The sequence below is a fragment of the Metabacillus kandeliae genome (assembly GCF_021166585.1).
GTDB classification, from domain to species: Bacteria; Bacillota; Bacilli; order Bacillales; family Bacillaceae; genus Metabacillus_B; species Metabacillus_B kandeliae.
The window spans coordinates 1-25,732 of sequence record NZ_JAJOZE010000009.1 but is presented as its reverse complement, the minus strand read 5'-3'; the positions used below and the strand labels follow the sequence as shown (position 1 = coordinate 25,732).

At 42.5% G+C, this 25,732-nt stretch carries 28 protein-coding genes and 1 riboswitch; of the genes, 14 read left to right on the top strand and 14 right to left on the bottom strand.

All coding sequences use genetic code 11. The features are described from left to right. Positions 1 to 19: 19 nt before the first annotated feature. Positions 20 to 114, top strand: a riboswitch (cyclic di-GMP riboswitch). A gap of 40 nt (positions 115 to 154) precedes the next feature. Continuing rightward, positions 155 to 1,012, top strand: a complete 858-nt coding sequence (locus LRR81_RS16040; RefSeq protein WP_231790406.1) for a putative glycoside hydrolase — start codon at positions 155 to 157, stop codon at positions 1,010 to 1,012. A gap of 123 nt (positions 1,013 to 1,135) precedes the next feature. Here the strand turns inward: LRR81_RS16040 and LRR81_RS16035 are convergent, their stop codons facing one another. From LRR81_RS16035 to LRR81_RS16020, 4 genes are all read right to left on the bottom strand, one after another. Continuing rightward, positions 1,136 to 2,746 carry a hypothetical protein gene (locus LRR81_RS16035; RefSeq protein ID WP_231790405.1) on the bottom strand — a complete coding sequence of 537 codons (1,611 nt, stop codon included), beginning with the start codon at positions 2,744 to 2,746 and terminating at the stop codon, positions 1,136 to 1,138. Further along, positions 2,736 to 3,296, bottom strand: a complete 561-nt coding sequence (locus tag LRR81_RS16030; RefSeq protein ID WP_231790404.1) for an RNA polymerase sigma factor — start codon at positions 3,294 to 3,296, stop codon at positions 2,736 to 2,738. The genes LRR81_RS16035 and LRR81_RS16030 overlap by 11 nt, the downstream gene beginning before the upstream one ends. 251 nt (positions 3,297 to 3,547) lie before the next feature. Continuing rightward, on the bottom strand, positions 3,548 to 4,741 hold the full coding sequence (locus LRR81_RS16025) for an aminotransferase (RefSeq protein ID WP_231790403.1): 1,194 nt from the start codon (positions 4,739 to 4,741) through the stop codon (positions 3,548 to 3,550). After that, positions 4,741 to 5,241, bottom strand: coding sequence for an Lrp/AsnC family transcriptional regulator (locus LRR81_RS16020; RefSeq protein WP_231790402.1), 501 nt, complete (start codon positions 5,239 to 5,241; stop codon positions 4,741 to 4,743). Before LRR81_RS16020 ends, LRR81_RS16025 begins: the two co-directional genes overlap by 1 nt. A 206-nt stretch (positions 5,242 to 5,447) precedes the next feature. Here LRR81_RS16020 and LRR81_RS16015 point away from each other — a divergent pair, with 206 nt between their 5' ends. Then, positions 5,448 to 6,278, top strand: a complete 831-nt coding sequence (locus tag LRR81_RS16015) for an alpha/beta fold hydrolase (RefSeq protein ID WP_231790401.1) — start codon at positions 5,448 to 5,450, stop codon at positions 6,276 to 6,278. Between the two features lie 214 nt (positions 6,279 to 6,492). Here LRR81_RS16015 and LRR81_RS16010 read toward each other — a convergent pair whose 3' ends face one another. Beyond that, positions 6,493 to 6,753 (bottom strand): DUF1871 family protein, encoded by a 261-nt coding sequence (locus LRR81_RS16010; RefSeq protein WP_231790400.1) that lies wholly within the window; start codon positions 6,751 to 6,753, stop codon positions 6,493 to 6,495. A 139-nt stretch (positions 6,754 to 6,892) separates the two neighbouring features. Here LRR81_RS16010 and LRR81_RS16005 point away from each other — a divergent pair, with 139 nt between their 5' ends. Both LRR81_RS16005 and LRR81_RS16000 read left to right on the top strand, forming a co-directional pair. Next, positions 6,893 to 8,062 (top strand): MalY/PatB family protein, encoded by a 1,170-nt coding sequence (locus LRR81_RS16005; protein ID WP_231790399.1) that lies wholly within the window; start codon positions 6,893 to 6,895, stop codon positions 8,060 to 8,062. A 166-nt stretch (positions 8,063 to 8,228) separates the two neighbouring features. Continuing rightward, a complete protein-coding gene (locus tag LRR81_RS16000) occupies positions 8,229 to 9,515 on the top strand; it encodes an ATP-binding protein (RefSeq protein ID WP_231790398.1) in 1,287 nt (428 codons plus the stop codon). A 176-nt stretch (positions 9,516 to 9,691) separates the two neighbouring features. On the opposite strand, the gene LRR81_RS15995 is transcribed toward LRR81_RS16000, so the two are convergent. Then, positions 9,692 to 10,255: a superoxide dismutase family protein gene (locus LRR81_RS15995; RefSeq protein WP_231790397.1), complete on the bottom strand. Its 564-nt coding sequence runs from the start codon at positions 10,253 to 10,255 to the stop codon at positions 9,692 to 9,694. A 92-nt stretch (positions 10,256 to 10,347) separates the two neighbouring features. Next, the gene (locus LRR81_RS15990) at positions 10,348 to 10,554 is read right to left on the bottom strand and encodes a hypothetical protein (RefSeq protein WP_231790396.1); all 207 of its coding nucleotides are present in this window, start codon (positions 10,552 to 10,554) and stop codon (positions 10,348 to 10,350) included. An 87-nt stretch (positions 10,555 to 10,641) separates the two neighbouring features. On the opposite strand from LRR81_RS15990, the gene LRR81_RS15985 reads away from it, so the two are divergent. After that, the gene (locus tag LRR81_RS15985; protein ID WP_231790395.1) at positions 10,642 to 11,022 is read left to right on the top strand and encodes a kinase-associated lipoprotein B; all 381 of its coding nucleotides are present in this window, start codon (positions 10,642 to 10,644) and stop codon (positions 11,020 to 11,022) included. Positions 11,023 to 11,076: 54 nt separating this feature from the next. On the opposite strand, the gene kapD is transcribed toward LRR81_RS15985, so the two are convergent. Then, entirely contained in the window at positions 11,077 to 11,700 is a 624-nt protein-coding gene (gene kapD / locus LRR81_RS15980) for a 3'-5' exonuclease KapD (protein ID WP_231790394.1), read from the bottom strand. A gap of 232 nt (positions 11,701 to 11,932) precedes the next feature. Here kapD and LRR81_RS15975 point away from each other — a divergent pair, with 232 nt between their 5' ends. Both LRR81_RS15975 and LRR81_RS15970 read left to right on the top strand, forming a co-directional pair. Further along, positions 11,933 to 13,786: a transglycosylase domain-containing protein gene (locus tag LRR81_RS15975; RefSeq protein ID WP_231790393.1), complete on the top strand. Its 1,854-nt coding sequence runs from the start codon at positions 11,933 to 11,935 to the stop codon at positions 13,784 to 13,786. A 22-nt stretch (positions 13,787 to 13,808) separates the two neighbouring features. Continuing rightward, complete coding sequence (locus LRR81_RS15970) at positions 13,809 to 14,216, top strand: thiol-disulfide oxidoreductase DCC family protein (protein WP_231790392.1); 408 nt, start codon at positions 13,809 to 13,811, stop codon at positions 14,214 to 14,216. A gap of 65 nt (positions 14,217 to 14,281) precedes the next feature. Here the strand turns inward: LRR81_RS15970 and LRR81_RS15965 are convergent, their stop codons facing one another. Further along, on the bottom strand, positions 14,282 to 14,839 hold the full coding sequence (locus LRR81_RS15965) for a DUF5366 family protein (protein WP_231790391.1): 558 nt from the start codon (positions 14,837 to 14,839) through the stop codon (positions 14,282 to 14,284). Positions 14,840 to 15,034: 195 nt separating this feature from the next. On the opposite strand from LRR81_RS15965, the gene LRR81_RS15960 reads away from it, so the two are divergent. Genes LRR81_RS15960 through mnhG form a run of 7 tightly spaced genes read left to right on the top strand, consistent with a single transcriptional unit; the run spans position 15,035 to position 20,794 of the window. Continuing rightward, on the top strand, positions 15,035 to 17,440 hold the full coding sequence (locus LRR81_RS15960) for a Na+/H+ antiporter subunit A (protein WP_231790390.1): 2,406 nt from the start codon (positions 15,035 to 15,037) through the stop codon (positions 17,438 to 17,440). After that, positions 17,437 to 17,874 carry a Na(+)/H(+) antiporter subunit B gene (locus LRR81_RS15955; RefSeq protein WP_231790389.1) on the top strand — a complete coding sequence of 146 codons (438 nt, stop codon included), beginning with the start codon at positions 17,437 to 17,439 and terminating at the stop codon, positions 17,872 to 17,874. The genes LRR81_RS15960 and LRR81_RS15955 overlap by 4 nt, the downstream gene beginning before the upstream one ends. Continuing rightward, complete coding sequence (locus LRR81_RS15950) at positions 17,874 to 18,215, top strand: Na(+)/H(+) antiporter subunit C (RefSeq protein WP_231790388.1); 342 nt, start codon at positions 17,874 to 17,876, stop codon at positions 18,213 to 18,215. Before LRR81_RS15955 ends, LRR81_RS15950 begins: the two co-directional genes overlap by 1 nt. Further along, positions 18,208 to 19,686, top strand: coding sequence for a Na+/H+ antiporter subunit D (locus LRR81_RS15945; protein WP_231790387.1), 1,479 nt, complete (start codon positions 18,208 to 18,210; stop codon positions 19,684 to 19,686). Before LRR81_RS15950 ends, LRR81_RS15945 begins: the two co-directional genes overlap by 8 nt. Positions 19,687 to 19,693: 7 nt before the next feature. Continuing rightward, on the top strand, positions 19,694 to 20,170 hold the full coding sequence (locus LRR81_RS15940; RefSeq protein WP_231790386.1) for a Na+/H+ antiporter subunit E: 477 nt from the start codon (positions 19,694 to 19,696) through the stop codon (positions 20,168 to 20,170). Beyond that, positions 20,170 to 20,454 carry a Na(+)/H(+) antiporter subunit F1 gene (locus LRR81_RS15935; RefSeq protein WP_231790385.1) on the top strand — a complete coding sequence of 95 codons (285 nt, stop codon included), beginning with the start codon at positions 20,170 to 20,172 and terminating at the stop codon, positions 20,452 to 20,454. The genes LRR81_RS15940 and LRR81_RS15935 overlap by 1 nt, the downstream gene beginning before the upstream one ends. Further along, positions 20,438 to 20,794: a monovalent cation/H(+) antiporter subunit G gene (gene mnhG, locus LRR81_RS15930; RefSeq protein ID WP_231790384.1), complete on the top strand. Its 357-nt coding sequence runs from the start codon at positions 20,438 to 20,440 to the stop codon at positions 20,792 to 20,794. The genes LRR81_RS15935 and mnhG overlap by 17 nt, the downstream gene beginning before the upstream one ends. A 13-nt stretch (positions 20,795 to 20,807) precedes the next feature. On the opposite strand, the gene LRR81_RS15925 is transcribed toward mnhG, so the two are convergent. The 5 genes from LRR81_RS15925 to LRR81_RS15905 all read right to left on the bottom strand — a co-directional run bounded on the left by LRR81_RS15925 (position 20,808) and on the right by LRR81_RS15905 (position 25,604). Further along, positions 20,808 to 21,191, bottom strand: coding sequence for a hotdog fold thioesterase (locus tag LRR81_RS15925; protein ID WP_231790383.1), 384 nt, complete (start codon positions 21,189 to 21,191; stop codon positions 20,808 to 20,810). 290 nt (positions 21,192 to 21,481) lie between these two features. Further along, a complete protein-coding gene (locus tag LRR81_RS15920; RefSeq protein WP_231790382.1) occupies positions 21,482 to 22,123 on the bottom strand; it encodes a response regulator transcription factor in 642 nt (213 codons plus the stop codon). 79 nt (positions 22,124 to 22,202) lie between these two features. Continuing rightward, the gene (locus tag LRR81_RS15915; protein ID WP_231790381.1) at positions 22,203 to 24,509 is read right to left on the bottom strand and encodes a histidine kinase; all 2,307 of its coding nucleotides are present in this window, start codon (positions 24,507 to 24,509) and stop codon (positions 22,203 to 22,205) included. 28 nt (positions 24,510 to 24,537) lie between these two features. After that, positions 24,538 to 24,699 (bottom strand): competence pheromone ComX, encoded by a 162-nt coding sequence (comX, locus tag LRR81_RS15910; protein WP_231790380.1) that lies wholly within the window; start codon positions 24,697 to 24,699, stop codon positions 24,538 to 24,540. Beyond that, positions 24,684 to 25,604, bottom strand: a complete 921-nt coding sequence (locus LRR81_RS15905; RefSeq protein WP_231790379.1) for a polyprenyl synthetase family protein — start codon at positions 25,602 to 25,604, stop codon at positions 24,684 to 24,686. The genes comX and LRR81_RS15905 overlap by 16 nt, the downstream gene beginning before the upstream one ends. Positions 25,605 to 25,732 lie beyond the last annotated feature (128 nt).

Here is a 25,732-nt window from a genome sequence, read left to right as displayed (position 1 = left end):
GCTAATATGTAATTAATAATAAGGTGATGGGCAAACTTACTGAAAAGTAAGGGCGCAAAGGCATGGGTCGTCAGACTCTCTCTTATGAGGGGGTACCGATCGCCAGCCTGCGAAGCCACCCGTCCCTCGTTTAATTGCGAAGGGATGTTTTTTTATGAATAAGAAGTTTTTTGGTTTGTTTTTTGCTGTGCTTATTTTTGCAGCAGCAGCGCTCAGCCATGCGCAAATTGCGGCGGCTGAATCAGCATCAGGCGGTGACGGCGTGCTGAAAGATATAAAAAACTATAAGATTTTCTATGATGCTCCGACTCCTAAGATTTTGGCAAAAATGAAAGATTACAGCATGGTGATCATTGAACCTGTTTATTATACAAAGCAGCAAATTGACACCATCAAAAGCTCCGGCACAAAAGTCTTCGGCTATATCAACTCCATGGAAGCAGATAACTGGAATACAGGATTAACAAAATATCTCCAGCCTGGCGACTATTACTACAATAACAGCCAGAAATTTTATCTGCCGGAATGGGATGCTTACCTGATGAACATGAGCTCCTCCCACTACCGTTCCGTTCTCATCGATCAAATTAAGCTGCATATTCAAGATAAAGGAATGGATGGCATCTTCTTTGATACAGCAGGCGATATTGATGATTACTTTTGCGATGATGCGAAACAGCTGAAAGTACAAAGAGACGGATTTGTCAGCCTTCTTCAGCAGGTGAAAATCCAATTTCCTGGCAAATCCATCATCCAAAACTGGGGCATCGACACGTTGACTGCTGCCTCTGCACCATATGTAGACGGCATTATGTGGGAAAACTTCAATCAGCCGATTGTAGCAAAAGACGCCTGGGCACAAGAAAAAATTAAAGAGCTGACTGCTCTTCAAAAAAAGAAAACCTTTACTGTTCTCACAGTTTCAAATAGCCAGCACTCCAAAAGCGAGTGGTATGCGAATACATTAGGATTTGTTCATTACTCTGCTAAAAAAGACTACTGCCTCTGGTAAAACTCGACATATTTCTACATCAAACATGTTTCTATCTTCGAGTATAGGAAATTAAATGTCAATTATTTGTACTTCTTTTACAGAAATGAAAAACCAGCGGGAATATTCCCGCTGGTTTTCTGTTTATTCCACTGCATCAATCACCTTAAATTCCCCTTCATAGGCTGTTTTAATGGTATAAATTTTTCCATCTTCCAAATACAGCTGAACGCTGCCTTCCTCGCTTCCAAGATCTTTTGCCATGTTGGAGAGTTTCTGAAAATCCTCTCCTTTATCCAGAATCTTTTGCTTGAATGCCTGCAAAGTAAGACTGTTTCTTACGCTGCCTGAAAGCAGCTTATAGGCCGTTTCATAATCTTTTTTGTAAAGGGCATACCAATACACTCTCGGAATATCCAGGTCAGCTGCCGCTGTTAAGCCTGGCAGTCCGTCAATTTCCGAAAGAGCATCAGCCTTTTTCACCTGCTGGTAAAAGGACTGCAGCCGCTCTGTGAGCGGGAAAACATTATAAAAACTTAACTGCTGGCTGTTCACATTTCCTAAAAAGTCTGGCAGCCGCTGCTCCGTAATGTCCGGCTGCGGAGCGTTAGAAGCCAAATAATCCTTCAGCTTGCTATAATACTCTCTCACTGTTCCTGCTGTCTGACTTTGTTTTTCTTCCTTCAGTAGAGACTCGAATGACTGAATGGCTTCCTGCTTCCCATCTTCGCCAGTGTTTGGGTTGGTGGGAGCAGTAAGATATTGATTCAATGTTAATGCATAAAGTTTTTTTAATTTATAAATTTCTTCAAAGCTCTGATGCCTCAAGATGAAGTTTTCCATATTCAGCAAGCGGTTTTTCAGCTCATCCGGCTTCACATTTAAAGAGCCATCTGTCATGGCAGGATTCAGGAGCATGAAATCCAGAAAATCTCTTGTTTCTTTATCCAGCAGCTCTCCGTATTGGGATTTTAAGCGGTTATAGTCAATTTTTACAGAAACGAAGCCTTCTCCCTCATCATAGAAAGCAAAGCCGTTTTGCAAAATTTCATGGAGTTCGGCATTCTCTTGGCTGCTTCCTTGTTCATTTAGGTCAGAGGCTGTTACATAGCGCCCCCCTGCTTGTTCCTTTTCTGCGTACTTCTTCGTACTTTCAATATACCTTTCAATCAGCTGATCCTGTTTTGACAGCAGCGTCATAAAGGAAGCCATCGGGATAGGTTTCTTTTCCTTTTTCAATTCGTCAAACTGCTGAAGCTGTTCAGAAGGTGTTAAAAGCTTTAGTTCAATATCAGCGGCCGCTTTTGAGGCATTCTGCTCAAGCTCTTCCTTTGAACGGAAACTGGTGCGTCCGATAAAATTGTTTTTGGATGAAATGGCTTCCTGAACAAAAGCATATTGCCAGGCTTCAGGAAAATGAAGACTGTTCTCTAACTTTTGAACTCTTTCTTCATACAGCTTGTTAATCCGGTCCTTTTCTTTCTTCACTTCCTCATTTGAAGGAGGCTGTACTTTAGCCGGAGCACTTCCCTGATTGAAGCCAGTCTGGTAATAGTAGCTGCCAAGCAGCCCGATGATCAGAAAAAAGGCGGCGGCACTCATGGCAATCGGAAGCCACTTAAATACCCCTCTTTTTCTCTTTGGTTCTTTAGCAGCAATGTGCTGAAGAATTTCCTTTGTGGACGATTGGAGAGGGATGCTGTCATAATCTTTGTGCAGCATTTCCATCCTGTTTTCAAATTCCTTATCGTTCATTAAAATCACCTTCTTTCCGCTTCTTTTCTTCGAGTGACTTCTTTAACAAGGCTTTTCCCCGCAAAATTCTCGTTTTGACAGTGGAAAGCGTTAAAGATAATATGTCTGCAATTTCTTCGTATTTTTTTTCGTGAAAATAAAACAGGATAATCGGCACTTTGTACTTTTCATCAAGCTTTTGAATGCAGGCATGAAGCTCTCTGCTTTTTTCATCCTGAAGAAGCGATCCCTCGACTTCTTCATATTCTTCTTTATAATCCTGCTGCAGCTTCCAAATCTTCTTTAAAGATGAATTCCTCTTTCTCGCCATATCTCTCGTTACATTAAGAGTAATTTTATAAAGCCAGGTTGAAAACTTCGCCTGCGAAAACTGATCCAGAAAACGGTAAACTCTTAAAAACACCTCTTGCGCAACATCCTTTACATCTTCCTGCCTGTTTCCAAGCTGGTAGGCAAACCGCTCTACTGCAGGATAGTACCGCTCAGCAAGCTGCTGAAATGCCGCTGCGTTTCCTTTTCTTGCCCTTTTGACAAGTTCTTCATCCTCCATCTTTCAAACCTCCTGCCTGCTGTTAGTGTTAAATCTGCCAGGGCATTTCCTTTTCTTACGATATAAAACGCTCGCTGATTCCTGTTTGTTTCAAGCAGCAGAAAAAAACAAAAAAAAATAGCGATTTTTTTATACTTTGATGTTTAGCCCATAAAAAAAGGGGGAATTAGATAAGCAACAAAGGCTTTCTAGTATTCCCCCCTTTTGTTGAGGACAAAGTAAACGCTGCTTTGTCCCTTTTTTTGTTCTTTTTACTGATTAACGGCTTTCAGGTGCAAGCCTTTTCTTCGCTTTAAGAAAGCATTCATCCTGTTCAAGGCTTCCTGCAGCTGATTCATGGATGAGGCATACGAACACCTGATATATCCTTCTCCAGATTCCCCAAATACATTTCCCGGCACAACTGCAACTTTTTCTTCGATCAGAAGCTGCTCTGCAAATTCTTCCGAACTCATTCCAGTTGACTGAATGGATGGAAAAGCATAAAAGGCACCGCCTGGAAGATGACAGGATAAGCCAATCTCATTCAGCGATTTCACAAAATAATTTCTCCGGCGTTTATAGTCCTTTTTCATGGACTCCGCGTCCTCAAGCCCGTTCTGAAGCGCTTCAAGTGCAGCATATTGGGACATCGTCGGAGCGCACATCATGCTGTATTGATGAATTTTCAGCATCTGCTGCAAAAAGCCGGCAGGAGCGCAGACATACCCGATCCGCCAGCCTGTCATGGCAAAGCCTTTAGAGAGGCCGGAAATCAAAATTGTCCGTTCTCTCATGCCAGGGATCGCTGCAAGGCTGGTATAATCCGCATCATATGCCAGCTCAGCATATATTTCATCAGAAACAGCAATCAGATCCTTTTTCTGAATAACACGGCTGATGGCTGCAAGCTCTTCTTTTTGAATGACAGAGCCTGTCGGATTATTAGGCGAGCAAATCACGATCGCCTTTGTTTTTGGCCCTGCAGCCCTTTCAACTTGGTTTGCTGATAGCTGAAATCCATTTTCCTCACTCACAGGCAGCGGGACAGGCTTGCCGCCTGAAAGAGCGACAAGCGGTCCGTAGGCAACAAAAGCAGGTTCCGGAATCAGCACTTCATCTCCTGGATTTACTATTGTACGCAAGGCAACATCTAGCGCCTGGCTTGCACCTACCGTTACTAAAATTTCATCCTCCGGTGAGTAAGGTGTGTGAAATTTTTTGTTTAAATAATATCCGATTTCTTTTCGAAGCTCCATTAAACCTGCATTGGCTGTATAAGCAGTAAATCCCTTTTCAAGTGATAGGATGGATGCTTCCCTCACATTCCATGATGTCACAAAATCAGGTTCTCCCACACCAAGAGAAATAACGCCTTCCATCCCTGCAGCCAAATCGAAAAACTTCCGAATACCGGATGGTTTAATAGAAGATACTGTTTCAGAAAGGTATTTCGAACAATCCATTACGGCGTCACCAGCATACGTTTGTCTTCTTCTTCAGGCCCGAAAATTTTCCCGTCATGCTTATATTTCTTCAGAATAAAGTGTGTGGTCGTTGAAAGAACTGAATCAAGCGTTGAAAGCTTTTCAGAAACAAAATGCGCCACCTCAGACATGGACCGGCCTTCAATAACAACCGACAAATCATAGGCTCCTGACATTAAATAGACAGATTCAACCTCTTTAAACCGGTAGATCCGTTCAGCAATGCCATCAAATCCGACACCTCTTTTCGGCGCCACTTTCACATCGATCATCGCTGTAACGGTTTCATGACCCTCTACTTTGCGCCAGTCAATCGTAGCTGAGTAATCAATAATAACTTTTTCATCTTCCAGCTTTTTCAGGATGGCTTCTGTTTCTTCAAGCGGTAAGTCTGCCATCTTTGAAAGAGTTTCCAGCGGCAAGCGGCTATTTGTTTTTAGGATTTCCAGCAGTTCAGTTTCTTTCGCATTCAATTTCAAAGGTAATCCCTCCCATTTCCCATCCTTATTTAAAGAGTCTGCGGTCATTATATCATGAAATATTTCCATCAGGACTGAATTTTCAGTTTTTTACCCTGTCTTTTCGGGTAGATTTTACATGAGTGAATCACCTTGAACAGGTAAAACTAATGGAAAATATCTTACTGATTGTAAGATGAAGAATTATCTTAGCTGGAGTGATTACAATGCAAAACAATCCGTATCATCAATCTCACGTGAACATTCAAGGCATTAAAGTTCATTATGAATTATACGAGAAGGACCCATCCAAGCCGACCATGGTCCTGATCCACGGATTTCTCTCTTCCACCTTCAGCTACCGTAGACTGATTCCGCTCTTGAGAGATGAATTCCGGCTGATTGCCATTGATCTCCCTCCTTTCGGAAAAACGGAAAAATCACGCAACTTTGTTCATTCTTACAAAAATATGGCTGGCTTGGTGATTGAGCTGCTTGAACAGCTGCAAGTAAAAAACGCTATATTAGTGGGACATTCCATGGGAGGGCAAATTTCTCTTTATGCTGCCAAGGAGAGGCCGGACATGTTCACAAAAACCGTTCTCTTATGCAGTTCAAGCTATATGAAAAGACTGCAGCCTCATTTAATCTTTGGATCGTATGTTCCATACTTTTACCTCTGCATTAAGCACTGGCTGACAAAGCAAGGGGTTTGGAAAAACCTGTGCAATGTCGTATATGACAGATCTTTGATTGACCAGGAAATGATGGACGGCTACCTGCAGCCATTTATGGACGACACCATCTTTATGGCACTCGCCAGAATGATCCGGGACAGGGAAGGCGACTTATCGGAAGCCGAGCTGAAAAAAATAGAAGTGCCCTCCCTGCTTATCTGGGGAGAAGAAGACAAAATCGTCCCGCTCGAAGTCGGCAGACGCCTCAGCAAAGACCTGCCAGACGCCAGATTCCATGCCCTTAAAAACACCGGCCACCTAGTACCAGAAGAAAAACCGCTGCACGTAACAGAAAAAATCTTTGAATTCTGCCATGCGTAAAGAAAAGCGGAAGCGCCTGTTCAGCCCCGACAAGCGCTGGAGGAAAATCCCGAAAAGTCCGGTCTTAGACTTTTTGGGATTTTTCGAAGCGACTCGAGGGGCTAGGCGCTGGAGCTGGACAATGTAGAAAAGCGGAAGCCGCTCGTTCAGCCCCTAATAAGCAAGGCAAATCAATAAAAATAGCCTGCGCTCTCCAACAGAGCGCAGGCTTACTTTATAGGTCACAGGAGGCCTGATTTTTGATAATCAGCAATTGATTGGCCATTGACTGGCATTCCTTTAAAGGAATCCACTGTTCAAAAGAAAACTCATAAATCTTTTGGATGGTTTCAGCCAATTCACCTGGGTTGTCATGTGTGTGCACAGCTCCGATCACATCCACTGCTTCTGTTTCGTAGAAACCCTCTCCGTAATGAAGCGGATCCCACTTAAGAAGCAGTTCCATCATTTGCCCGTTTGCCTGTCTTGTTTCCATTTTTTCACCCGCTTCATACTTTTTGCAAATTTATTTTAGCACATGTACGATAATGGTAGACATTCATTTCACATTCTGAGCCATTGAGATCATACTAACAAAACTGAAAATGGAACGCTATTAAATGAGGTGAACAAAAATGGACATATTTCAAAAGCAAATTATCAGAACAGAAACAGGATCTGTAAAATGGGACCGAACAAAGGAAGTGTTCGGCACAAGTGATGTTCTCCCAATGTGGGTCGCAGATATGGATTTTGAAGCTCCTCAGGAAGTGAAGAAAGCACTGGTTGAAAGGGTGGAGCACGGCGTGTTCGGCTATACTTTTCCGAACGCTGCTGCAAAGGAAGCTATTATGAAATGGACGGAAACCCGGCACCAATGGAAAATCAGCAGTGAAGAAGCCATGCTTTTCAGTTCAGGAGTAGTTACAGCACTCAGCGTGGTCATTCAGGCACTGACAGAAAAAGGAGACAAGGTGCTTTTGCAGTCACCTGTTTACACTCCCTTTTTTACTATGATAGAAGAAAATGAAAGAGTTGTGGAAAACAGCCCGCTCCTTTTAGAGGACAGCCGCTATTACATCAATTTTGAAGACCTCGAAAGCAAGCTTTCACAGCCAGAGGTCAAAATGATGCTCATCTGCAGCCCTCATAATCCGAGCGGCAGGGCATGGACAGAGGAAGAGCTCCGCCAGATCGGCGACTTATGCATTAAGCATGGAGTTACGGCTGTTTCAGATGAAATACATTCTGATTTGATGCTCTTTGGCAAAAGACATTATCCTTTTGCTTCTTTAGGAAAAGAATACGCCCAGCAGTGCATCACCTGCATCGCCCCGAGCAAAACATTTAATCTTGCAGGACTGCAGGCATCCGCCATCATTACTGAAAACAAAGATTTCCGTGATAAAATAGCCGCTGTTCAGCACAAGAACGGACAATTTGGCCTCAATGCCATGGCCATCACAGCAATGAAAGCGGCTTATGAAACAGGCTCTGCCTGGCTGGATCAGCTTCTGGTCCTTCTGGAAAATCATACAGCAGCTTTAACAGCATTCATTGAAGACCGCATTCCTGAGATAAAGGTGATGAAGCCGGATGCTTCTTACCTTATCTGGCTTGATTGCCGCGGAACCGGTCTTTCTGATCAGGAACTGAAACATCAGCTTCTTTATAAAGGCAAACTTGCTCTTGAACCGGGTCCAAAATACGGATCAGGCGGCGAAGGCTTTGTACGAATCAACATCGGCACCCCTCTAGCAACTCTGCAGGAAGGGCTCCTTCGTCTGGAAAAAGCTTTTCGCTAAATAAAATCAGGACTCCTATCCTAATGGACAGGAGTCTTTCTTCTATTTTAGGTAAGAAATGACAAAAAATTTCTATAAAAATCCAATAATCTCTCAATTCTGATATTTCTCAGAAAATAAAGCATGGTATAATGGTTTCATCTTATAAGGGCATAGGTGAAAAAAGATGGATTTCATTAAAGAATTGATCTTACATATTACGTTCATTCTTTTTCCTATATTTCTTTACCAGACCATTTTGCTCAGCAGGCCTATAAAATCAGGTCCAATTTTGAACAAATGGCTGGTTTTTTTCCTATGTGCCATTTCCAGCATTCTGTGTGCTTTATATCCTTTATTTCTATTTGGCAGGGTTGCCATTGATTTTCAATTCATCCCGCTCGTTACAGCGATCCTATATGCAGGTCCCCTTGCCGGTGTAATGGTGCTGATCGTACTCCTGTTTTATTTTTTCTTTTTTGCAGGGTTAGACTGCTTTATTGTGAACCTTTTTTCCCTGCCGATTTTCTTTTTACTGCCTTTGTTTTTATCAAAAAAATGGAACTCCTTCAAATACACAACAAAGCTCTTGCTGACCTTTCTGATCGGCACTACCAAAATTGCCGTTTTTCACATCGTCCTTCTCCTGCTTGGCCTCGCAGGCTTCATCAGCCTATCTCCATCTGAGCATAATTGGATTCTGATCTCTGAGGAATGGTCTTTATTCGTATTCGGTCTTTTAATAGAAGTCTATGCCATAGAATACCTTATTGAAAATGCCCTTTACAGGATCCGAATCATTAAATCCGAAAAACTCGCCATCGCCAGCGAACTCGCTGCAAGCGTTGCCCATGAAGTCCGCAATCCTTTAACAGTTGTTAGAGGGTTTATTCAGCTGATGGGCAAAGAAGCACGGGAACATAACCCTAAAAACAAGGAATACACTGACCTTGTCCTCTCAGAGCTGGACAGGGCCCAGGAAATCATTACAGACTACCTTAATCTCGCCAGACAGCAATACTTTGAAAAAGAAAAACTGAATCTCACTGAACTGCTTGTCGAAGCAGGAAAAATCATGACATCCTACGCCAACTTTAAGGCAGTCTCCCTTGAAACCCATATTGCTGAAGATCTCTTCACCGAAGGAGACTCTTCAAGACTTAAGCAAGTTTTTCTTAACCTCGTCAAAAACGCGATCGAAGCCGTGCCGGCAGCAGAAGGAAAAGTAACCATTAAAGCTTACGCTTCCCATGAATTTATCAGGATTAAAATTATGGATAACGGCGTAGGCATGACAACCGAACAGCTCGCAAGGCTCGGTGAACCTTATTTTACAATGAAAGAAAAAGGAACAGGGCTCGGTTTGACTGTTACCTTTTCAATCATTGAGCAGCACCAGGGGACGATTCGCTATCAGAGTGAGCTTAGTAAGGGGACTGCAGCTACTGTTTCGCTGCCGATTTTTAGGGGGTGAGGCATTGTCCAGGGACCTGGCCCCACATGAGTAATGCGAATAAGTACAGAGAGTGTTACAAAAAAGCCCTTACACAGCAAGGGCTTTTTTGTATGGGGACAGCTCTTTAATTCAGCAAACTGGGGCACATGTCCGCCCTTATAGCGGTTAGAATGAACAACAAGCAGCCACCCCTCTCACTCCTTCTTCTCCTCCACCACTCTCTTATCAGGCCGGTCTGACTCCTCCTGGCTGATCATGCCGCAGGCGATTCTCGCTCCTGAGCTGCCGGCGGGCTGTGTCATGCCGTCGTCTTTTTGTTCTGTGATGATTAAGGAGGTTCCTTCTTTAAAAAGAAGGGAGTTTTTAGTCCCTTTTTTTAAGGTCATTTTGGGGCCGAAGAGATCAGCCTGGATTCTTCCTTCTTCGTCTGATACAAGGTTCTGCAGGTCTCCGAGGTGGGCTCCGTCAGAATTGAGCAGTCCATGGGCTTTGTTATCCGGATTGTAATGGTTTCCGGAGGTTTTGAAGTCAGGTCCTTTGCAGACAGCTTTTTCGTGAACGTGGACGCCGTATTCTCCTGCTGGCAGACCTTCAAGGAGAAAGCTGAATTTGACGCCTTCCGGCTGCTCGGACAGTTCAACTGTTCCAAGTGAGTCGCCGTTTGTGTTAAACATTTCGGTGGTCATTTTTGCTGGAGAATGGCTGCTGCAGCCACTGAGAAGGGCAGCGAAGCAGGCATAGGAGAGCAATTTTTTCATAAAGCATCCTCCCGGAATTAGATTGGTTCTCTCCGGAGTTTTAGCTAATGGGTGGAGGATTATTCATTTTGGCATGAAGAAAAGCCCTTGTTTTAAGGGCTTTTGTCATTTTCGTTATAGTGGATGTTTTGTTTTTGCCTATAGAGAAATTCGGTTCTTTTTTCTTCGCGTTTAGAGTGGCGGCGAAGGAGGAGGAACGCGATAACGGCTCCAAGCACAAAGAGAAGAGTAATGGCAACTGCCGGGATGTATTCCCTTTTGTCGTCCGGGAAATAGAGCGGGAGCATATAGATCAGCATTTGGAATCATCCTTTCCTGGCTGTTTTAGCCTGACACTTGCTGCAAGAACTGGTACGATAGGAGGAAAAGAGCAAGGGGGAAACAATATGAATTTTCAAGCAGGCGATACGGTAACAGGCATTTATAAGACTGGCAAATATATCGGCGTTATCACAGAAGATCGGCCGATGCATTACCTTGTCCAAGTTAAAGCTGTGCTTAAGCATCCGGTTCAGGGGGATCTTCATTCTCCAAAGGAAACCGATGTACCGATTTTTCACGAGAGAAAAGCGCTTTCTTATAATGAACAGACGAACGTTCCTAAAAAAATGGTCCGTCCATATGAAGGAAGTGTTCCTGATTACCAGGAGTCACTGCGGGAAGCTCTGCGTATAATGAAAAGCGAGCTTGCCGAAGATCCAAGTGATTGGGCAAAGCGCTCCCTCCAAAATGCAGAAGAGCTTGAAAAAGAGTATTTTAAGGCGTAAGCATGTCCTATTCATGATTGTTAGTTAAGCCAAATCACACAGTGTGGTTTGGCTTTATGTGGCGAATTTGTTCAGGACTTTTGAAAAATCGACTCTGTCGCCGATTGTGGTTGGCGTAGGCTTTGCAAGATACCGTTTATCCTTTTCAACAAGGTTGTAAATTTTATAGGTTGTCAGTGCATCATCCAGTGCCCTGTGGTGCTTGCCGGTTCCTTTGTTTCCATATTCTTCGACTGCTTTCCATAAACCGGTCTGGTTTCGGTCACCAAAAAACTTTTTGTATTCCATGGATAGGTCCAAAAACTGACCGCTGAATGGAAAAGGGACTCCGTTCTTTTCACAATTCATCCTCAGCACTCTCATGTCCATGTTGCCCCATGTCACGATTTTTCCTGGAATTCCATTTTCACTTTTATGCAGGATTTCTGTCAGTTCAGCAAATGAAATGCCGCCATCGACTTGGGCCTGGCTGATTCCAAGGAAGTTTTTGCAGCGCTCTGTCAGTATTGTATGAGTTTCAGGCTTTACATAGGAGGAGTATTGATGTTCAATTTGTCCATTTTGGACGGTGATAAGACCGACTTCGATGATTTCCGGATAGAAAGCCTGCGGCAATGATTTTCCCTCTGGCATGGTAAACTCAAAATCAACAAAAATGAGCGGTGACTCGGTGTTCATTGCTTCCCTCCTTCCGTTTCCTTTTTATTACATTATATCATCCGAGCTGTTGATTTAACTGTATTTTTTTGAAAATTAATCACTCTGTCTGCGTCCATTTTTTTAAATAAGCCTTATTGCGGGACAAACGTCTGCTTTATTTTCATCTGTGACTGTTTAAAGCAAAAAAAGCTACAGTCTGCTGGAAATTGGTGATAGGATAGTACTAGTTCATTAACCTATACGAAAGAGTGTGACTGATTTGCGGGCTTTTTTCGGCTGGACAATTGTCCTGTTATTAACCCCTTTATTTGTTTTTGTTCTTATTGGTTCAGGCAGCCAGGTACATAGCATGAAATCCATCCCTGCCTTTCTTGATGAAAAAATACCGCTCCATTCCCTTCCTCTTCTCCAGAACAGCTACATTTTTGACAGGGACGGCGGGAAGATATCCGTGATTGCCGTTAATAATCAAAGGCGTGTGTATACAGACCTTGGAGACATTCCGGAAGCTGCAAAACAGCTGTTTGTTGTTTCAGAGGACAGAAATTTTTATACTCACAAAGGCTTTGATATGAATGGAATTGCAAGGGCTGTACTTGTTAATGTAAAAAATGGCTCGCTTGATCAGGGAGCAAGCACCATTACTCAGCAGCTGGCGAGAAATCTCTATTTGACTCATGAACGCACCTATAACCGTAAAATGAGCGAGCTGTTATACAGCTGGCAAATTGAGCGAAAGTTAAATAAGGACAAAATATTGGAGTCCTATTTAAATACGATTTATTTTCAAAACAATATTTACGGCATTGGAACAGCCGCCGAATACTATTTCAGCAAGCCGCTAAAAGCATTGTCACTTGCCCAAACAGCTTATATAGCTTCTATTCCGAATAACCCTGCTTTATACAATCCTTTGAAGCGGCCTGATGCGGTTAAGAAAAGGCAGGAGCGTCTGCTGAAGCAGCTGCTTGACGCAGGCGATATTAAGGGGCCTGCATATGAAAAGGCTGTTTCTGAGAAAATTAAGCTGGATGTGCAAAAGGTTCCTGATCTTTATCCGGATTACACAACTTATGTGCACGCAGAACTGAAACAGCTGATTGCGGATAACGAAGGTTTGAAGACTGTACTTCCTTCTGATATAAAAAAGCTTGAGAAGCGGACTGAAGAGGTGCTTGGCAGCGGAATCAAAATTGAAACGGCCTTAGATCCAGCTATGCAGGAAAAAGCCGTTCATGAAACGGCTGATCTAGTACCTGAAAAAGATGTACAGGCTTCAGCCGTTGTAATAAATCATCTCACCCACAGCATCATCGCCATTACCGGCGGAAAAGGTTATGAGAAGATGGGATTTCAAAGAGGTTTTCAATCCCGCCGGCAGCCAGGCTCTGCCATTAAACCTCTTCTCGATTACGTCCCTTATATGGAAAAAACAGGTGCTGGCCCTTCAAGCCTGATCAGCGGTGCTGCCTTTTGCAAGAATGGATACTGCCCTGAGAATTATTCGAAAAAGTTTTACGGCATGGTAACATTAAAGCAGGCGTTTCAGCAGTCCTACAATACACCTGCTGTAAGGATGCTGGACAGCACAGGCATAGAAAGAGGATTCCAGTACCTTGAACCTTTTCATTTTGCGAAGCTTGCCAAAGAAAGCAGGCAGCTGAGGGCTGCTATTGGGGGAATGGATTACGGTCTATCGCCGCTCGAACTGACAGGAGCCTATACAGCTTTTGCTTCAGACGGGGTGTATTCGCAGAACCATGCCATCACAAGAGTAACAGATTTAAAGGGCCATGTTCTCTATCGATGGAAAGATCATTCGGAACGGGTCTGGAAACCTGACACAAACCAAAAGATGAGAGAGCTGCTCCAAGCCGTTATCAAAAACGGGACAGGCAAAAAGGCAGGCCACAGCACACCTGGCTTTGAAGGCGGAAAAACCGGCACAACCAACGACTATAATGACCTGTGGTTTATCGGCCTGAATAATACGTACACAGCAGGTGTATGGATCGGCAAAGACGGGAATGGTTCAGTGGAGTCTGTTTACAAAAGAGGCGCTCACCTTCAAATTTGGAAGGACTTAATGCAGCCTCTTAACTAAGCGGTTAAAAGGATGATTTCTAATGGATAAGAACACGCATCCTGTTCTGTTATTTGATGGCGTCTGCCATTTTTGCGACAGTGCAGTTCAGTTTGTTTTAAAAATGGACAAAAAAGAGGAATTTCTTTTTGCTCCGCTGCAATCAGAGCATGGACAGCAGCTGTTAAAAGAAGCCGGGCTGCCTCTTGATTACTGCGATTCCCTTGTATTGGCCGAGAACGGCCGGTACTATGCAAAGTCTGACGGAGTGCTCAGAATAGCGAAAAGGCTGCCTGGGATGTGGAAGCTTTTATACGCGTACAAAATCATCCCCCGCCCCCTTCGCGATGCTGTTTATGACATTGTGGCCAAAAACCGATACAAATGGTTCGGGCAAAAAGAAAGCTGCCGAATCCCTTTACCGCATGAAAGAAAAAGGTTTTTAAATTAACCAGCAAAGGCATGCTTCAATATCTAATAAAAAAAGCATTCTGCAGGCTGCAGAGTGCCATTTTTTTATATTGGAAGACTGGACATAAAGCTGTTGTAGAGCCTCACTAGCAGAAACAGAATTCCAAGGATAAAGACGATCCAGAAAAGGAGATGAAATAAAACGAGTCCAATTAGGGAAAAGGGAGAGAGCATAGCACTTACTTTGTAGACAAGGAAGACAAAATAGCAGAACGTCGCAATGAGAAAGACTGCCCCTATCCAGAGCCCATTTCCGATAAGCAGAATAGATACGGCTCCCCCTGCCAGATAAAAAGAAGATCCTGCCCTGATTTTAGTCAGTGCAGCGCCTTCCTGATCTTTTGAAAAAAACAGCAAAGCAAGCTCCGTAACCGTATTGGCAATTAGCTTCAAAGCAGAAAGCATCATAAAGAAGATTAAAGCAAATAAAACAAACATAGCCAGCCGGATTTCACCTTCTGATACAATGCCGAGCATGCCCTCGTATATGCCGAGGGATTTCAGCAAACCGATGGCATACATTACGGTGGCAATGGACAGGGATGTACTGTACAGCAGGATGGAGATTAACGGAAAGTATCCTGTAAAATAGGTATTTTTCATGGTGATTTCCCTTCTTTTAACATTCCTCCCTCATTATGAACCAAGTCTTTTTTTCTGCCAAGAAGAATTCTTTCATTTAATAGCTTTTCTTTTGACGGTCATAATAATGATCAAGTAATGCACGGTTTCCGGAAGTAATGTATAATTAATTTCATGGTCACATGACCGTGAAATTATACGAAAGAGAGGAACAAAATGACATTTTTGCACTTTTCCATTCTTTTTCCATTTTTATTTGCTGTTTTCGTCCCATTTTTATACAAAAAATTTCGCAGCATTCATACCGGCTGGTTTGTCTTGCTTGTTCCGGTGCTTCTGCTTATCTTCTTTCTTACCCAGCTTCCCGTTACAGCCAATGAGCAGACAGCGATATCGACGATTGACTGGATTCCTTCACTCGGCATTCAGTTTACCGTTTATCTTGATGGACTAAGTTTCCTTTTCTCCCTTTTGATCACTGGGATTGGGTCACTTGTTACCTTGTATTCGATTTTTTATTTGGATCAAAAAAAAGAAAAGCTGAACAGCTTTTATGTGTTTTTCTTGCTGTTTATGGGCTCAATGCTTGGAGTCGTGCTATCTGATAACATGGTTGTTTTATATACATTTTGGGAGCTTACGAGTATCTCTTCCTTTTTACTGATCGGATATTGGCATCACCGGAAAGAATCCACCTATGGCGCACAAAAATCAATGATTATCACTGTTTTCGGCGGCTTGTGCATGCTCGGCGGCATGATTCTGCTTTATTTGATTACGAACACTTTCAGCATTCGGGAAACAATCCTGCAGGCAGATCACATTCTGCAGCATCCGTTTATGCTGCCTGCGCTAATCTTGTTCCTGCTCGGCGCTTTTACGAAATCAGCGCAGTTTCCGTTTTACATTTGGCTCCCTGACGCCATGGAGGCACCGACACCTGTCAGCGCTTATTTGCACTCGGCTACAATGGTAAAAGCCGGCATTTATCTTGTTGCCCGGTTTACTCCTGTATTTGGCCCCGCACCTGAATGGTTCTGGATTGTAACGCTCGCAGGCCTTTTCACCATGTTTTGGGCATCCTTCCATGCCATCAGGCAGACAGATTTAAAAGGCATTCTTGCCTTTTCAACTGTCAGCCAGCTTGGACTTGTCATGTCACTGATCGGGGCAGGTTCTCTTGCCTTTCAATTTGATTCAATTGAAAAGAATGTCTCGATTGTAGCGATAACAGCTGCGATTTTTCATCTTTTCAATCATGCGACCTTCAAAGGAAGCCTGTTTATGGCAGCAGGCATTGTTGATCACGAAACAGGCACGAGGGATATCCGCCGCCTTGGCGGTTTAATGTCAATCATGCCTATTACCTTTACTGTTTCGTTATTCGGCGCATTTTCCATGGCTGGACTTCCGCCGTTTAATGGATTTCTCAGCAAGGAAATGTTCTTTTCCGGCATGCTGAGCCTGCTTGAACTGAATACCTTCCACTTGGAAACGTGGGCCATTCTCTTTCCGGTCCTCGCCTGGGTTGGCAGCATTTTCACCTTCTTATACAGTGTTCTTATTGTTTTTAAAACCTTTGGCGGTAAACTGCAGCTGGAAAAGCTTCCGAAACGGCCGCATGAAGCACCATTCGGCATGCTTGTTCCGCCTGTTATACTTGCCGTCATGGTGCTCTTGATCGGGCTTTTCCCGGGACTTGTCGCAAAGAGCATCATAGAACCTGCTGCAGCTTCTATTTATCCGGCTCTTTATGATTTTCACGGTGAATTCCCTGTTCATATCAGTATCTGGCACGGCTTTACGATTGAGCTGCTGTTAACGGCAGGTGTAATTGTATTAGGAATTGCGGGATACATTTTCTTGCCTAAATGGAAGGCAGTGTATCAGCTGTTTCCTTATAAACTGTCCCTGAACGCCGCCTATAATAATCTGTTCAAAATGACTGGAAGGGCGTCCAGAAATATCACCCGCTCCTATATGACGGGCTATCTGAGGGATTATCTAGCCTATCTGTTTGTCTTCTTTATTCTTTTAGCTGGAGGGGTTATGGCCTATAAAGGCGCGTTTTCCTTTCATCCTGCTGAATCGGCTCCGATCGGAATTTACGAAGTGATATTGGCAGCTGTCATGATCGCCGGGTCTGTTACGATCGTGTTTTCGCGTTCAAGGCTGACAGCCATTATAGCGCTTGGAGCAGTGGGATATACGGTTTCCCTCTTCTTCATTTTTTTCCGTGCCCCCGATCTTGCGTTAACACAGCTGATTATTGAGACAGTTTCCGTTGCCCTGTTTCTTCTATGCTTTTACCATTTGCCGAAATTGCAAAAGCAGGAGCGGCCTCCTGGGCTGAAAATCAGGAATCTTCTCATAGCCTTCGGAGTTGGTGCAATTGTCACCATTATTGCCCTTTCCGCCAACAGTCAGCGTGCAGGGGAAACCATCTCGGAATACTTTTTAAAAAACAGCTACAAGCTTGCAGGCGGCAAAAACGTCGTGAATGTCATTCTCGTTGATTTCAGGGGATTTGATACCATGTTTGAAATCACTGTTCTTGGCATTGCCGCTCTTGGCATCTTTTCCATGGTAAAACTGAGAAAGTCAAAGGAGGGAGAACGTTGAGGCGCACAAATCGGAAAACAAATGACGTGATCCTCCAGACAACGGTTCAAACTGTGTTTTTTATCATTGTCATCTACTCTGTTCACTTGTTTTTCAGCGGACATTATACTCCTGGAGGAGGATTTATCGGCGGCCTGATGACATCCTCAGCGATAGTCCTTCTGCTCCTTGCTTTTGATGTGAAAACGGCAGCAAGCATTCTTCCAGTCAATTATCTTTACGTCACAGCTTTCGGCCTGCTTGCTGCAATAGGAACCGGTATAGGTTCTCTTCTCTACGGCATGCCCTTTTTAAAGCACTGGCATGGCCCTGTTCATATTCCGTTTTTGGGAGAAATTGAACTGGCAACAGCCACGCTGTTTGACTTCGGTGTTTACCTCGTTGTGGTCGGAGTCACGATGACCATTATTCAAACGATTGGAGAGACAGAATAATGGAGATTTTAATGTGTTTTGTATGCGGATTTCTTTTTATGGTTTCTGTTTATCTTCTATTATCAAAAAGCCTGCTCAGGATTATTATTGGCACGGCTCTTTTAAGCCATGGAGCCCATCTTCTCATTTTAACAATGGGAGGGCTTAAAAAAGGAGCCGCCCCTCTGCTCGGTGAACACGCGGCTTCTTATGTTGATCCGCTGCCACAGGCGCTGATTTTAACCGCAATCGTCATCAGCTTCGGGGTCACCTCTTTTTTGCTGGTCCTGGCTTACAGATCCTATCAGGAACTTGGTACTGATAATCTGGATCATATGAGGGGGCGTGAAGGCCATGAGTAATCCTCTTGTGATGCTGCCCCTGCTTGTCCCTCTTCTGACAGCCGTTCTGCTGATCTTTTTCAGCAGAAAAGTTGTCCTGCAAAGATGGATCAGCGCAGGCGCCTCTCTTATAACGCTGATTTTGTCCATTCTGCTTGCTGCAGATGTGCATGCAAACGGCATTCAAATTGAGGAGATTGGGGGCTGGAAAGCTCCGTTCGGAATTGTGTTTGTGGCAGATATGTATGCCAGTCTTCTCCTGGTCACATCAAATCTTGTTTGTTTTGCGGCTGTTCTTTATTCCTTTCACACTGTAGGAAGAGACAGGGAAGTTTTCTTTTATCATTCCGGTGTTCACTTTTTGATCGCTGGAATAACAGGCGCATTTTTAACAGGGGATATCTTCAATCTATTTGTCTTTTTCGAAGTTCTTTTAATGGCTTCCTATCTGCTTATTGTTCTCGGAGGCACGAAAATCCAGCTGAGAGAATCCATTAAGTACATTGTCATTAATGTTGTGGCTTCAGCTTTGTTTGTCATTACGGTTGCTTATCTCTATGCCATCACAGGCACATTGAATATGGCTGATTTAAGCCAAAAGCTTTCTGAAAATGGGCAGAGCGGTCTGTTAACCGTAATCGCTATCCTTTTGCTAGTTGTATTTGGTATAAAGGGAGCCATTTTCCCGTTCTATTTCTGGCTGCCGGGTTCATATGAAGCACCGCCAGCAGCCGTTACCGCTCTCTTTGGCGCTTTATTGACAAAGGTCGGTGTTTATTCCATTACAAGAGTTTATACACTGATCTTTATTCACGATAAAGGAGTCACACATGAAGTGCTTGCATGGCTCGCCGCTCTGACGATCCTGTTTGGTGTGATTGGCTCTCTTTCTTATTGGGACGTGAAGAAAATTGTCATTTACAACATCGTGACGGCGATCGGTGTGATCCTGTTCGGCGTAGCTGCTGCAACACCAGCTGCTCTCGAAGGCTCCATTTATTACCTTCTTCACGATATTGTTATCAAAGGTACACTGTTTCTTTTGGCCGGCAGCATTGCGGCTGTTGCTGGAACAAGTCAAATTAAGCAGATGGGCGGATTAATAAAGAGCCACCCTGCGCTTGCCTGGATGTTCTTTATTGCTGCATTGTCACTGGCCGGAATTCCTCCATTCAGCGGCTTTATCGGTAAGCTGAAAATTGTCCAGGGCGGATTTGAAGCAGGTCATTATGGAATGGCACTTGTTGTTCTTTTATCCAGTCTTTTTATTTTGCAGTCAATGATGAGGATTTTCATCAGAGCTTTTTGGGGAGAAGAAAAGCCTGCTCCTCAAAAGGGTGTAATCAAGCCGGTGCTCTTTCCGGCCGCCCTGCTGCTCGCAGTCTCTGTGCTGTACGGACTGGGAACTGAATTCGCTGCTCCCTTTATCACACAGGCCGCTGAAGTGCTCAATGATCCAACAATCTATATCGATGCTGTGCTGAAGGAGTAGATGCTAAATGGCCATACAAATACTGCTGAATTTTTTGATTGCTTGCATCTGGATGTTTCTGCAGTCGGATACCAGTACTGCTGCTTTTTTAACTGGCTATTTTCTGGGTCTTCTGATCATTTTCGCTATGAGGCGGGCCTTCAGCAGACGCTACTATGTGTATAACATTTTTGCTGCGTTCAGTTTGCTTGCCATCTTTATTAAAGAATTGCTGCTTGCAAATCTGTCCGTGCTGAAAGTGGTGCTCGCACCGAAGATCAAAGCAAGCCCCGGCATTTTCGCCTATGAAACAAACCTGGAAAAGCCCTGGGAGATCACGGTATTGTCCAATCTCATTACACTGACGCCTGGAACGCTTGTTGTGGAAGTGTCTGATGATAATAAAATTCTCTATATTCACGCGATGGATATGGATGATGCTGATAAGGCGAGAGAGGATATCAGGAATTCCTTTGAAAAAGCCATCATGGAGGTGAGCAGGTAATGTTTGAATGGGTTATGGGACTGTCGCTTGTGATCGTGGCGATTTCAACGCTGATGTATTTTTACAGGCTTGTCAAAGGCCCGACTGTACCAGACAGAATTATTTCACTCGACGCAATCGGCATTAACTTGATCGGCATTACTGCCATCTTTTCTATTGTGATGAACACAGATGCCTTCTTAGAAGTCATTCTTCTATTAGGTGTTCTCGCCTTTATAGGAACTGTTGCCTTCTCTAAATTTCTTGAGAAGGGAGAGATTATAGAAAATGACCGAGATAAGTAAATTTATTGTCGGCTTTCTGGTGCTGCAGGGGGCCTTCCTAAGCCTTGCTGCTGCAATTGGAGTCCTGAGACTGCCGGATCCTTATACAAGAAACCACGCGGCCTCTAAAAGCGCTACACTCGGTGTGCTAAGCCTTTTACTCGGTGTGTTTCTCTATTTCTGGCTGTTAAAAGGAGAAATCAATTCGAAAATTATTCTGGGTATTATTTTTGTCTTTATTACCTCCCCTGTTGCCGGTCATCTTATCATGAGAGCAGCCTATAACATCGGCATCCCATTATGGAAGCATAGCGTACAAGATGATTTAAAGGAGAAAAAAAGGAAAGAGAGCAGGGAATGATTCCCCCTGCTCTCTATTTTTTCTTTAGAACCGCCATCGTGCACCTGGAAAGGCAGATCAGCTTGTCCTCTTCATCTACAATTTTAATTTCCCACACCATGGTTGTTTTCCCTACATGGGAAGGAGTACCGTAAGCCGTCACAACACCGCTTTTCTTTCCCCTGATATGATTGGCATTAATTTCAAGCCCCACACAAATTTCTGTTTCCTGATCAATGAAATGAAAGGCCCCAATGCTCGCAACCGTCTCGGCCAAAGCCACGCTCGCTCCGCCATGCAAAATGCCAAAGGGCTGATGCGTCCTTTCATCAACAGGCATCGTCGCTTTAACGCCATTGTCAGTTACTTCCAAAATTTCAATTCCAAGGTTGCTGATTAATGTATTTTCAGTATTCATGCTGATTCCCCTTTGCCATTAGTCTTTCTTCAGAACCGTTACGACAAAAAAGAAATACAGCCCAATCAGGAGCAATACCGGCCACACTGCCATGATGTCCATCCCATCCCCCTAAAAACGTTATCATCCTTCAAACAGTTAGTTTTCATCTTAAAGGATGAACATCATGTGAATATTGAGCCTATGTATGACTTTTGTAAAGGTTCTTCTTAACCTATTCGTTTTATTGAGTGCGAACTCCTCCAAAAAAATGAATATGTATTCAGTTTTGCAGCAAAAAACAATAGACCTCAGTCTATTGTTCCTTCGGATTTGGCAATCAGAACTGCTTCTGTCCTGGAGCCAACATTTAATTTATTAAATATAGCCGTCAGGCTGTATTCAATGGAACGCTTGCTCAGATGCAGCTTATCAGCAATTTCCTGATTTGTAAGGCCTTTTTCCACTTCATGAAGGATGGACTTTTCCCTTGCGCTGAGCTGTTCATGATCTACAGGCTGGTCCGTTTTTTTCACCTTTTGCTGGGACAGCACATTTCGGAAATAATCATAGTTCAGGATAATTTCATTGTTTAGGGATGTTCGGATATACTGAAGAATCTTTTCTTTTGTCTCTGTTTTGCTGATTGCTCCATGAATACCCATTCTGATAGCTTCATCAAAATAATCCTCAACATCATATCCTGTGTATAATATAATTTTGCAATCATCTGTTTTTCGAATGATGCCTTTGGAAAGCTCCATTCCATTGATGTCCCCAAGGTTCATATCCATAAGAATCACATCATATGGAGTGAAATCTGCTTTTTCCATAGCAGCCACGGTAAAAGGCGGGTTTAAAAAATCGACCTTTACTTCAGGATCTGTTTCAAGAATAGCTCTTGTCCCTTCCCTGACAGCAGGATGGTCATCCACAACCAATATATGTATCATAACCCCTCACCTCTCTCTGCACACTTAGTTCTATTTTATAAAAAAGACTCGGCCTAAGCCAAGTCTTTTATGACAAATTTTATATTTCAACTACTGCTTTAAACCCATTTCCAGGCGAAGTATCGATCGTAAGCGTGCCCTTTAAGGCTTTTACCCGTTCACTGATGCCCGACAGGCCCATGCTTGTCGTATTGTAGGACAGGCTTCCCCGGTCATACCCAACGCCATTGTCCTCATAATGCAGGACAATCTTATCCTTAATGCTGACAAGCATAATCAGGACATTTTGCGCTTTCGAGTGCTTATTTGCATTGGAAAGCAGCTCCTGCACAATACGGTAAAGATTGAGCTGTGTATCAATATCAACAGTCGCCTGGAAATTTCCTGAATTGAGGCGAATATCAAACTTAGCCGTTTCCTGAACCTGTGATACAAGCTTATTCAGTGCCTTCACCAGACCTAAATCATACAGCAATTGCGGCCGCAATTCCTGGCACGTTTCTCTTGTGGTATTGATAATTTTGGTCATGTTTTCATTCATGCCATCCAAATCATCCCTCAGCTCCATTGGAGAACGCTCCATATCAGCAATAGCAAGCTCACACTGCCTTTTAAGAGAAATCAAATCCTGAAGCACCGAATCATGCAGATCCTTCGCTAAATTTGAACGCTGCTTTTCTTCTATAGAAAACAGCAGTTTTGTCAGCCAGGCTGGATTGGTTCCTTCTTGCTCGATGGTTTCTAGGTGGTCCATAAGCTGTTCTATTTTCAAGAAGTTTTCGAGTGAAACGTTTGTATAGAAGGCCAAGGTTTTTAGCCAGGAAATTTCGTCCCGGGTTAGGCGGGGGGTGTTTAAAATTGATAAGCAAACTATTATAAACACCCTATTGTCAGTATCACCTACATTAATGATAAAACCTTTATCAACTTCTATAATTTTCCCAACTTCAGAAGATACTTTTTCAATATCTGTAATGTATTGACTGTATTCTTCCTCTAAATTATCAATAGAAGAAATCGTTTGATTATCTTTGTACAGTTGAACTAGAAAAGCTTTATTGACTAAAGTAACGTCTATAATAGTTTTTTTAAGTTCTGTTATTACGTAATCTAATTTACTCGCTTTTCTTATACTATTAGTATATTTAAAAATACTGTCTTGGTAATTGTATTTTTCTGAAAATCTTTTAAACCTAAAACGAAAATCTAAAATTTCTTTCAAATAAAACATAAGTAAAATAACCAAATACACATAAATCAAAAGCTTTATTGATAAAAATGTTGGATCAGAATCATCATCTTTAAGTATCAGCATAATTGCTACACAAACTATTGAAGGCAAAACAGCAAGCAAAGCGTAATATCTAAGTCTTCCTAATATAAATTCAATATCATAAATTTTAGTAGCTAAAAATTGATAAACTAAGGAAAAAGGAATTAACAATAAGAAAGACGCTAATATAACCGGAGAGAAAATATATTTCTGAAATAAAATGTATGGCAAAATATATAGCAGCAGAAACGGAGAAAAAGCTACAATGTTTGTAATAATGAGCACTTTTACAAAGTACTCCTGTTCTGAGTATTTAACTTTTTTTAGACCTATAATTTTAAGCAGTAGTGATAAGGTCATTAAAATAAAGAATGAAGATAAGTTGAATCCCTTTAAAAATTCATATTTTAAATGGAAAGCACCTTGTGTAATTTCAATAAATATATTTAATCCAACAATAAAATAGCTTAGTATGACGAAATTGTAACTAAATAATTTCTTACCCAGTTCAATAAAATATTGATAGAGAAAATGAAGATAAGACACTGGGACTAGTAAAAAAAGGGAGAGATTTGCATATCTCATATACAAATCCGCCCTTGCAGAGCCACTAGCTGTCAAATATGACAAACCTATTGACAGCAAAAATATATTTAATAAAAATGCTGACTTTAGTTTTAAATTTTTATTAGTTTTGAAAACAAAGTAAACACAAAATAAACATAGGAAAAAGAGAATCAGAGGGATAACAAATAAAAATAGACCCTGGTATGATAATATTATAGAATCCGGACTGCTTATGATTCTCTTAATGCCATGCTCATTTTGAATTTCTAAAGAAGTGACTTGTTCCAATAGCCCGTAGTGATAAATTGTAGAATGAAAATGGGGGTCATTTTTGTTTATTTTTAAAATAATGTCTCCCTTTTCCAAGTTTTCTTTAGCAGCCCAGGCATTTGGATCTACTTCGGTTATTACTAATTGATTTTTATCATTGAATGCTACGTTGGCTCCAACAAAAGGATACGTTAAATTTAAATATGCTACATACCCTGTTAAAATTATGCTTACCGTTATTATGATGATATATAGCTTGTTGGAATTTTGCCGCATATACGTAAATCCTTTCTATTAGATCAGATCAAATCCAGTAAGTAGCAACTGTTTTACCAGTATTTAAAATCCCCTGAAGTAATCCAATCATATCTTCCGCATGCTGAAGACCCACAACACTAGCATGACCGCTAACAACCTTCTCCAATACATCCGGGTTTTCTACTAAATAGTTTACGATTTCTTGCATGTTTTTTCATCTCCTTTTTTATTGTTTATTATCAAATGAGACTTTAGAATCCCAATTTGATCTGCTTGTAATGGTAGCTGATCTAGGATGCTGGATGCCTTCTGGATTGCGATTTGTTTTATGACATTCAGGTAGTGGATTACCCCTGCGTTGAATAGTTTGGTTTTATAAGCTTCAAGGGTCCCATATTCCTCTGTAAATGTTTTGCCGCTGCGGAAAAATTTTAGAAGGTCTTCAGAATGGCTGTTGAATTGCCGATTAATATAAAGAAGGGCAAGGGTGTTTTTTTCTGCCCGGATGTCATTCTTTTCGGTACTGAACAAACCTCTGAAGTCGTTTTCCGTTTGAGCCGCGATGCCAATTTGATAGGCGTATTGTTCTACTTCCGGCAAAGGGTCTTTTCTGCCGCAGCAGGTACCCATTGCACAGGCCAGTGCGATGAGAGAACCGGATTTTTTACGCATCATTTCCAGGCATTTTTCTTCGGTGTCAGCTGAATTAGCCAGATCCTCATGCTGTCCTTCCATCGCCTGCATCGAAAGTCTGCTTGAAAGCTTCAGGAGCTGGTCTCCATTGTCCATTTCTGATAGAATGGACTGGCTTGCGGTATACAGCAGGCTTGCAGCATTCATGGCAATAGACGGGCTGATTTGCATCCATGGTTCTTTTTCATTATCCATATCTTCCAGATCGTCAAATATGTCAAAGGAAAGAACAAGCAATTCAATTGCTGCCGCCAGCCTCGTACTTATTTCCTCATTGGCGCCAAAGATGCGTCCATGCACATAGGCTAACTGGCCAAAATTGGCGTGGTCTTTTGTGTTCAGAAAAGTGCACATAATTTCCAGTAAATCCTTGTTATGGATAGAAGAGGCAATGGATTCAGTCTGAATCTGCTTCAACATTCCTAAATTTACATGTAAAATGTCCCTGATAACCATCACCCTTTCTCAAATATATTACTATATAAGTGTTTTAGATGATAGTTAAAGTTCGCAGTTTTACATAATTATAAAATAACTGTCATTTAAAG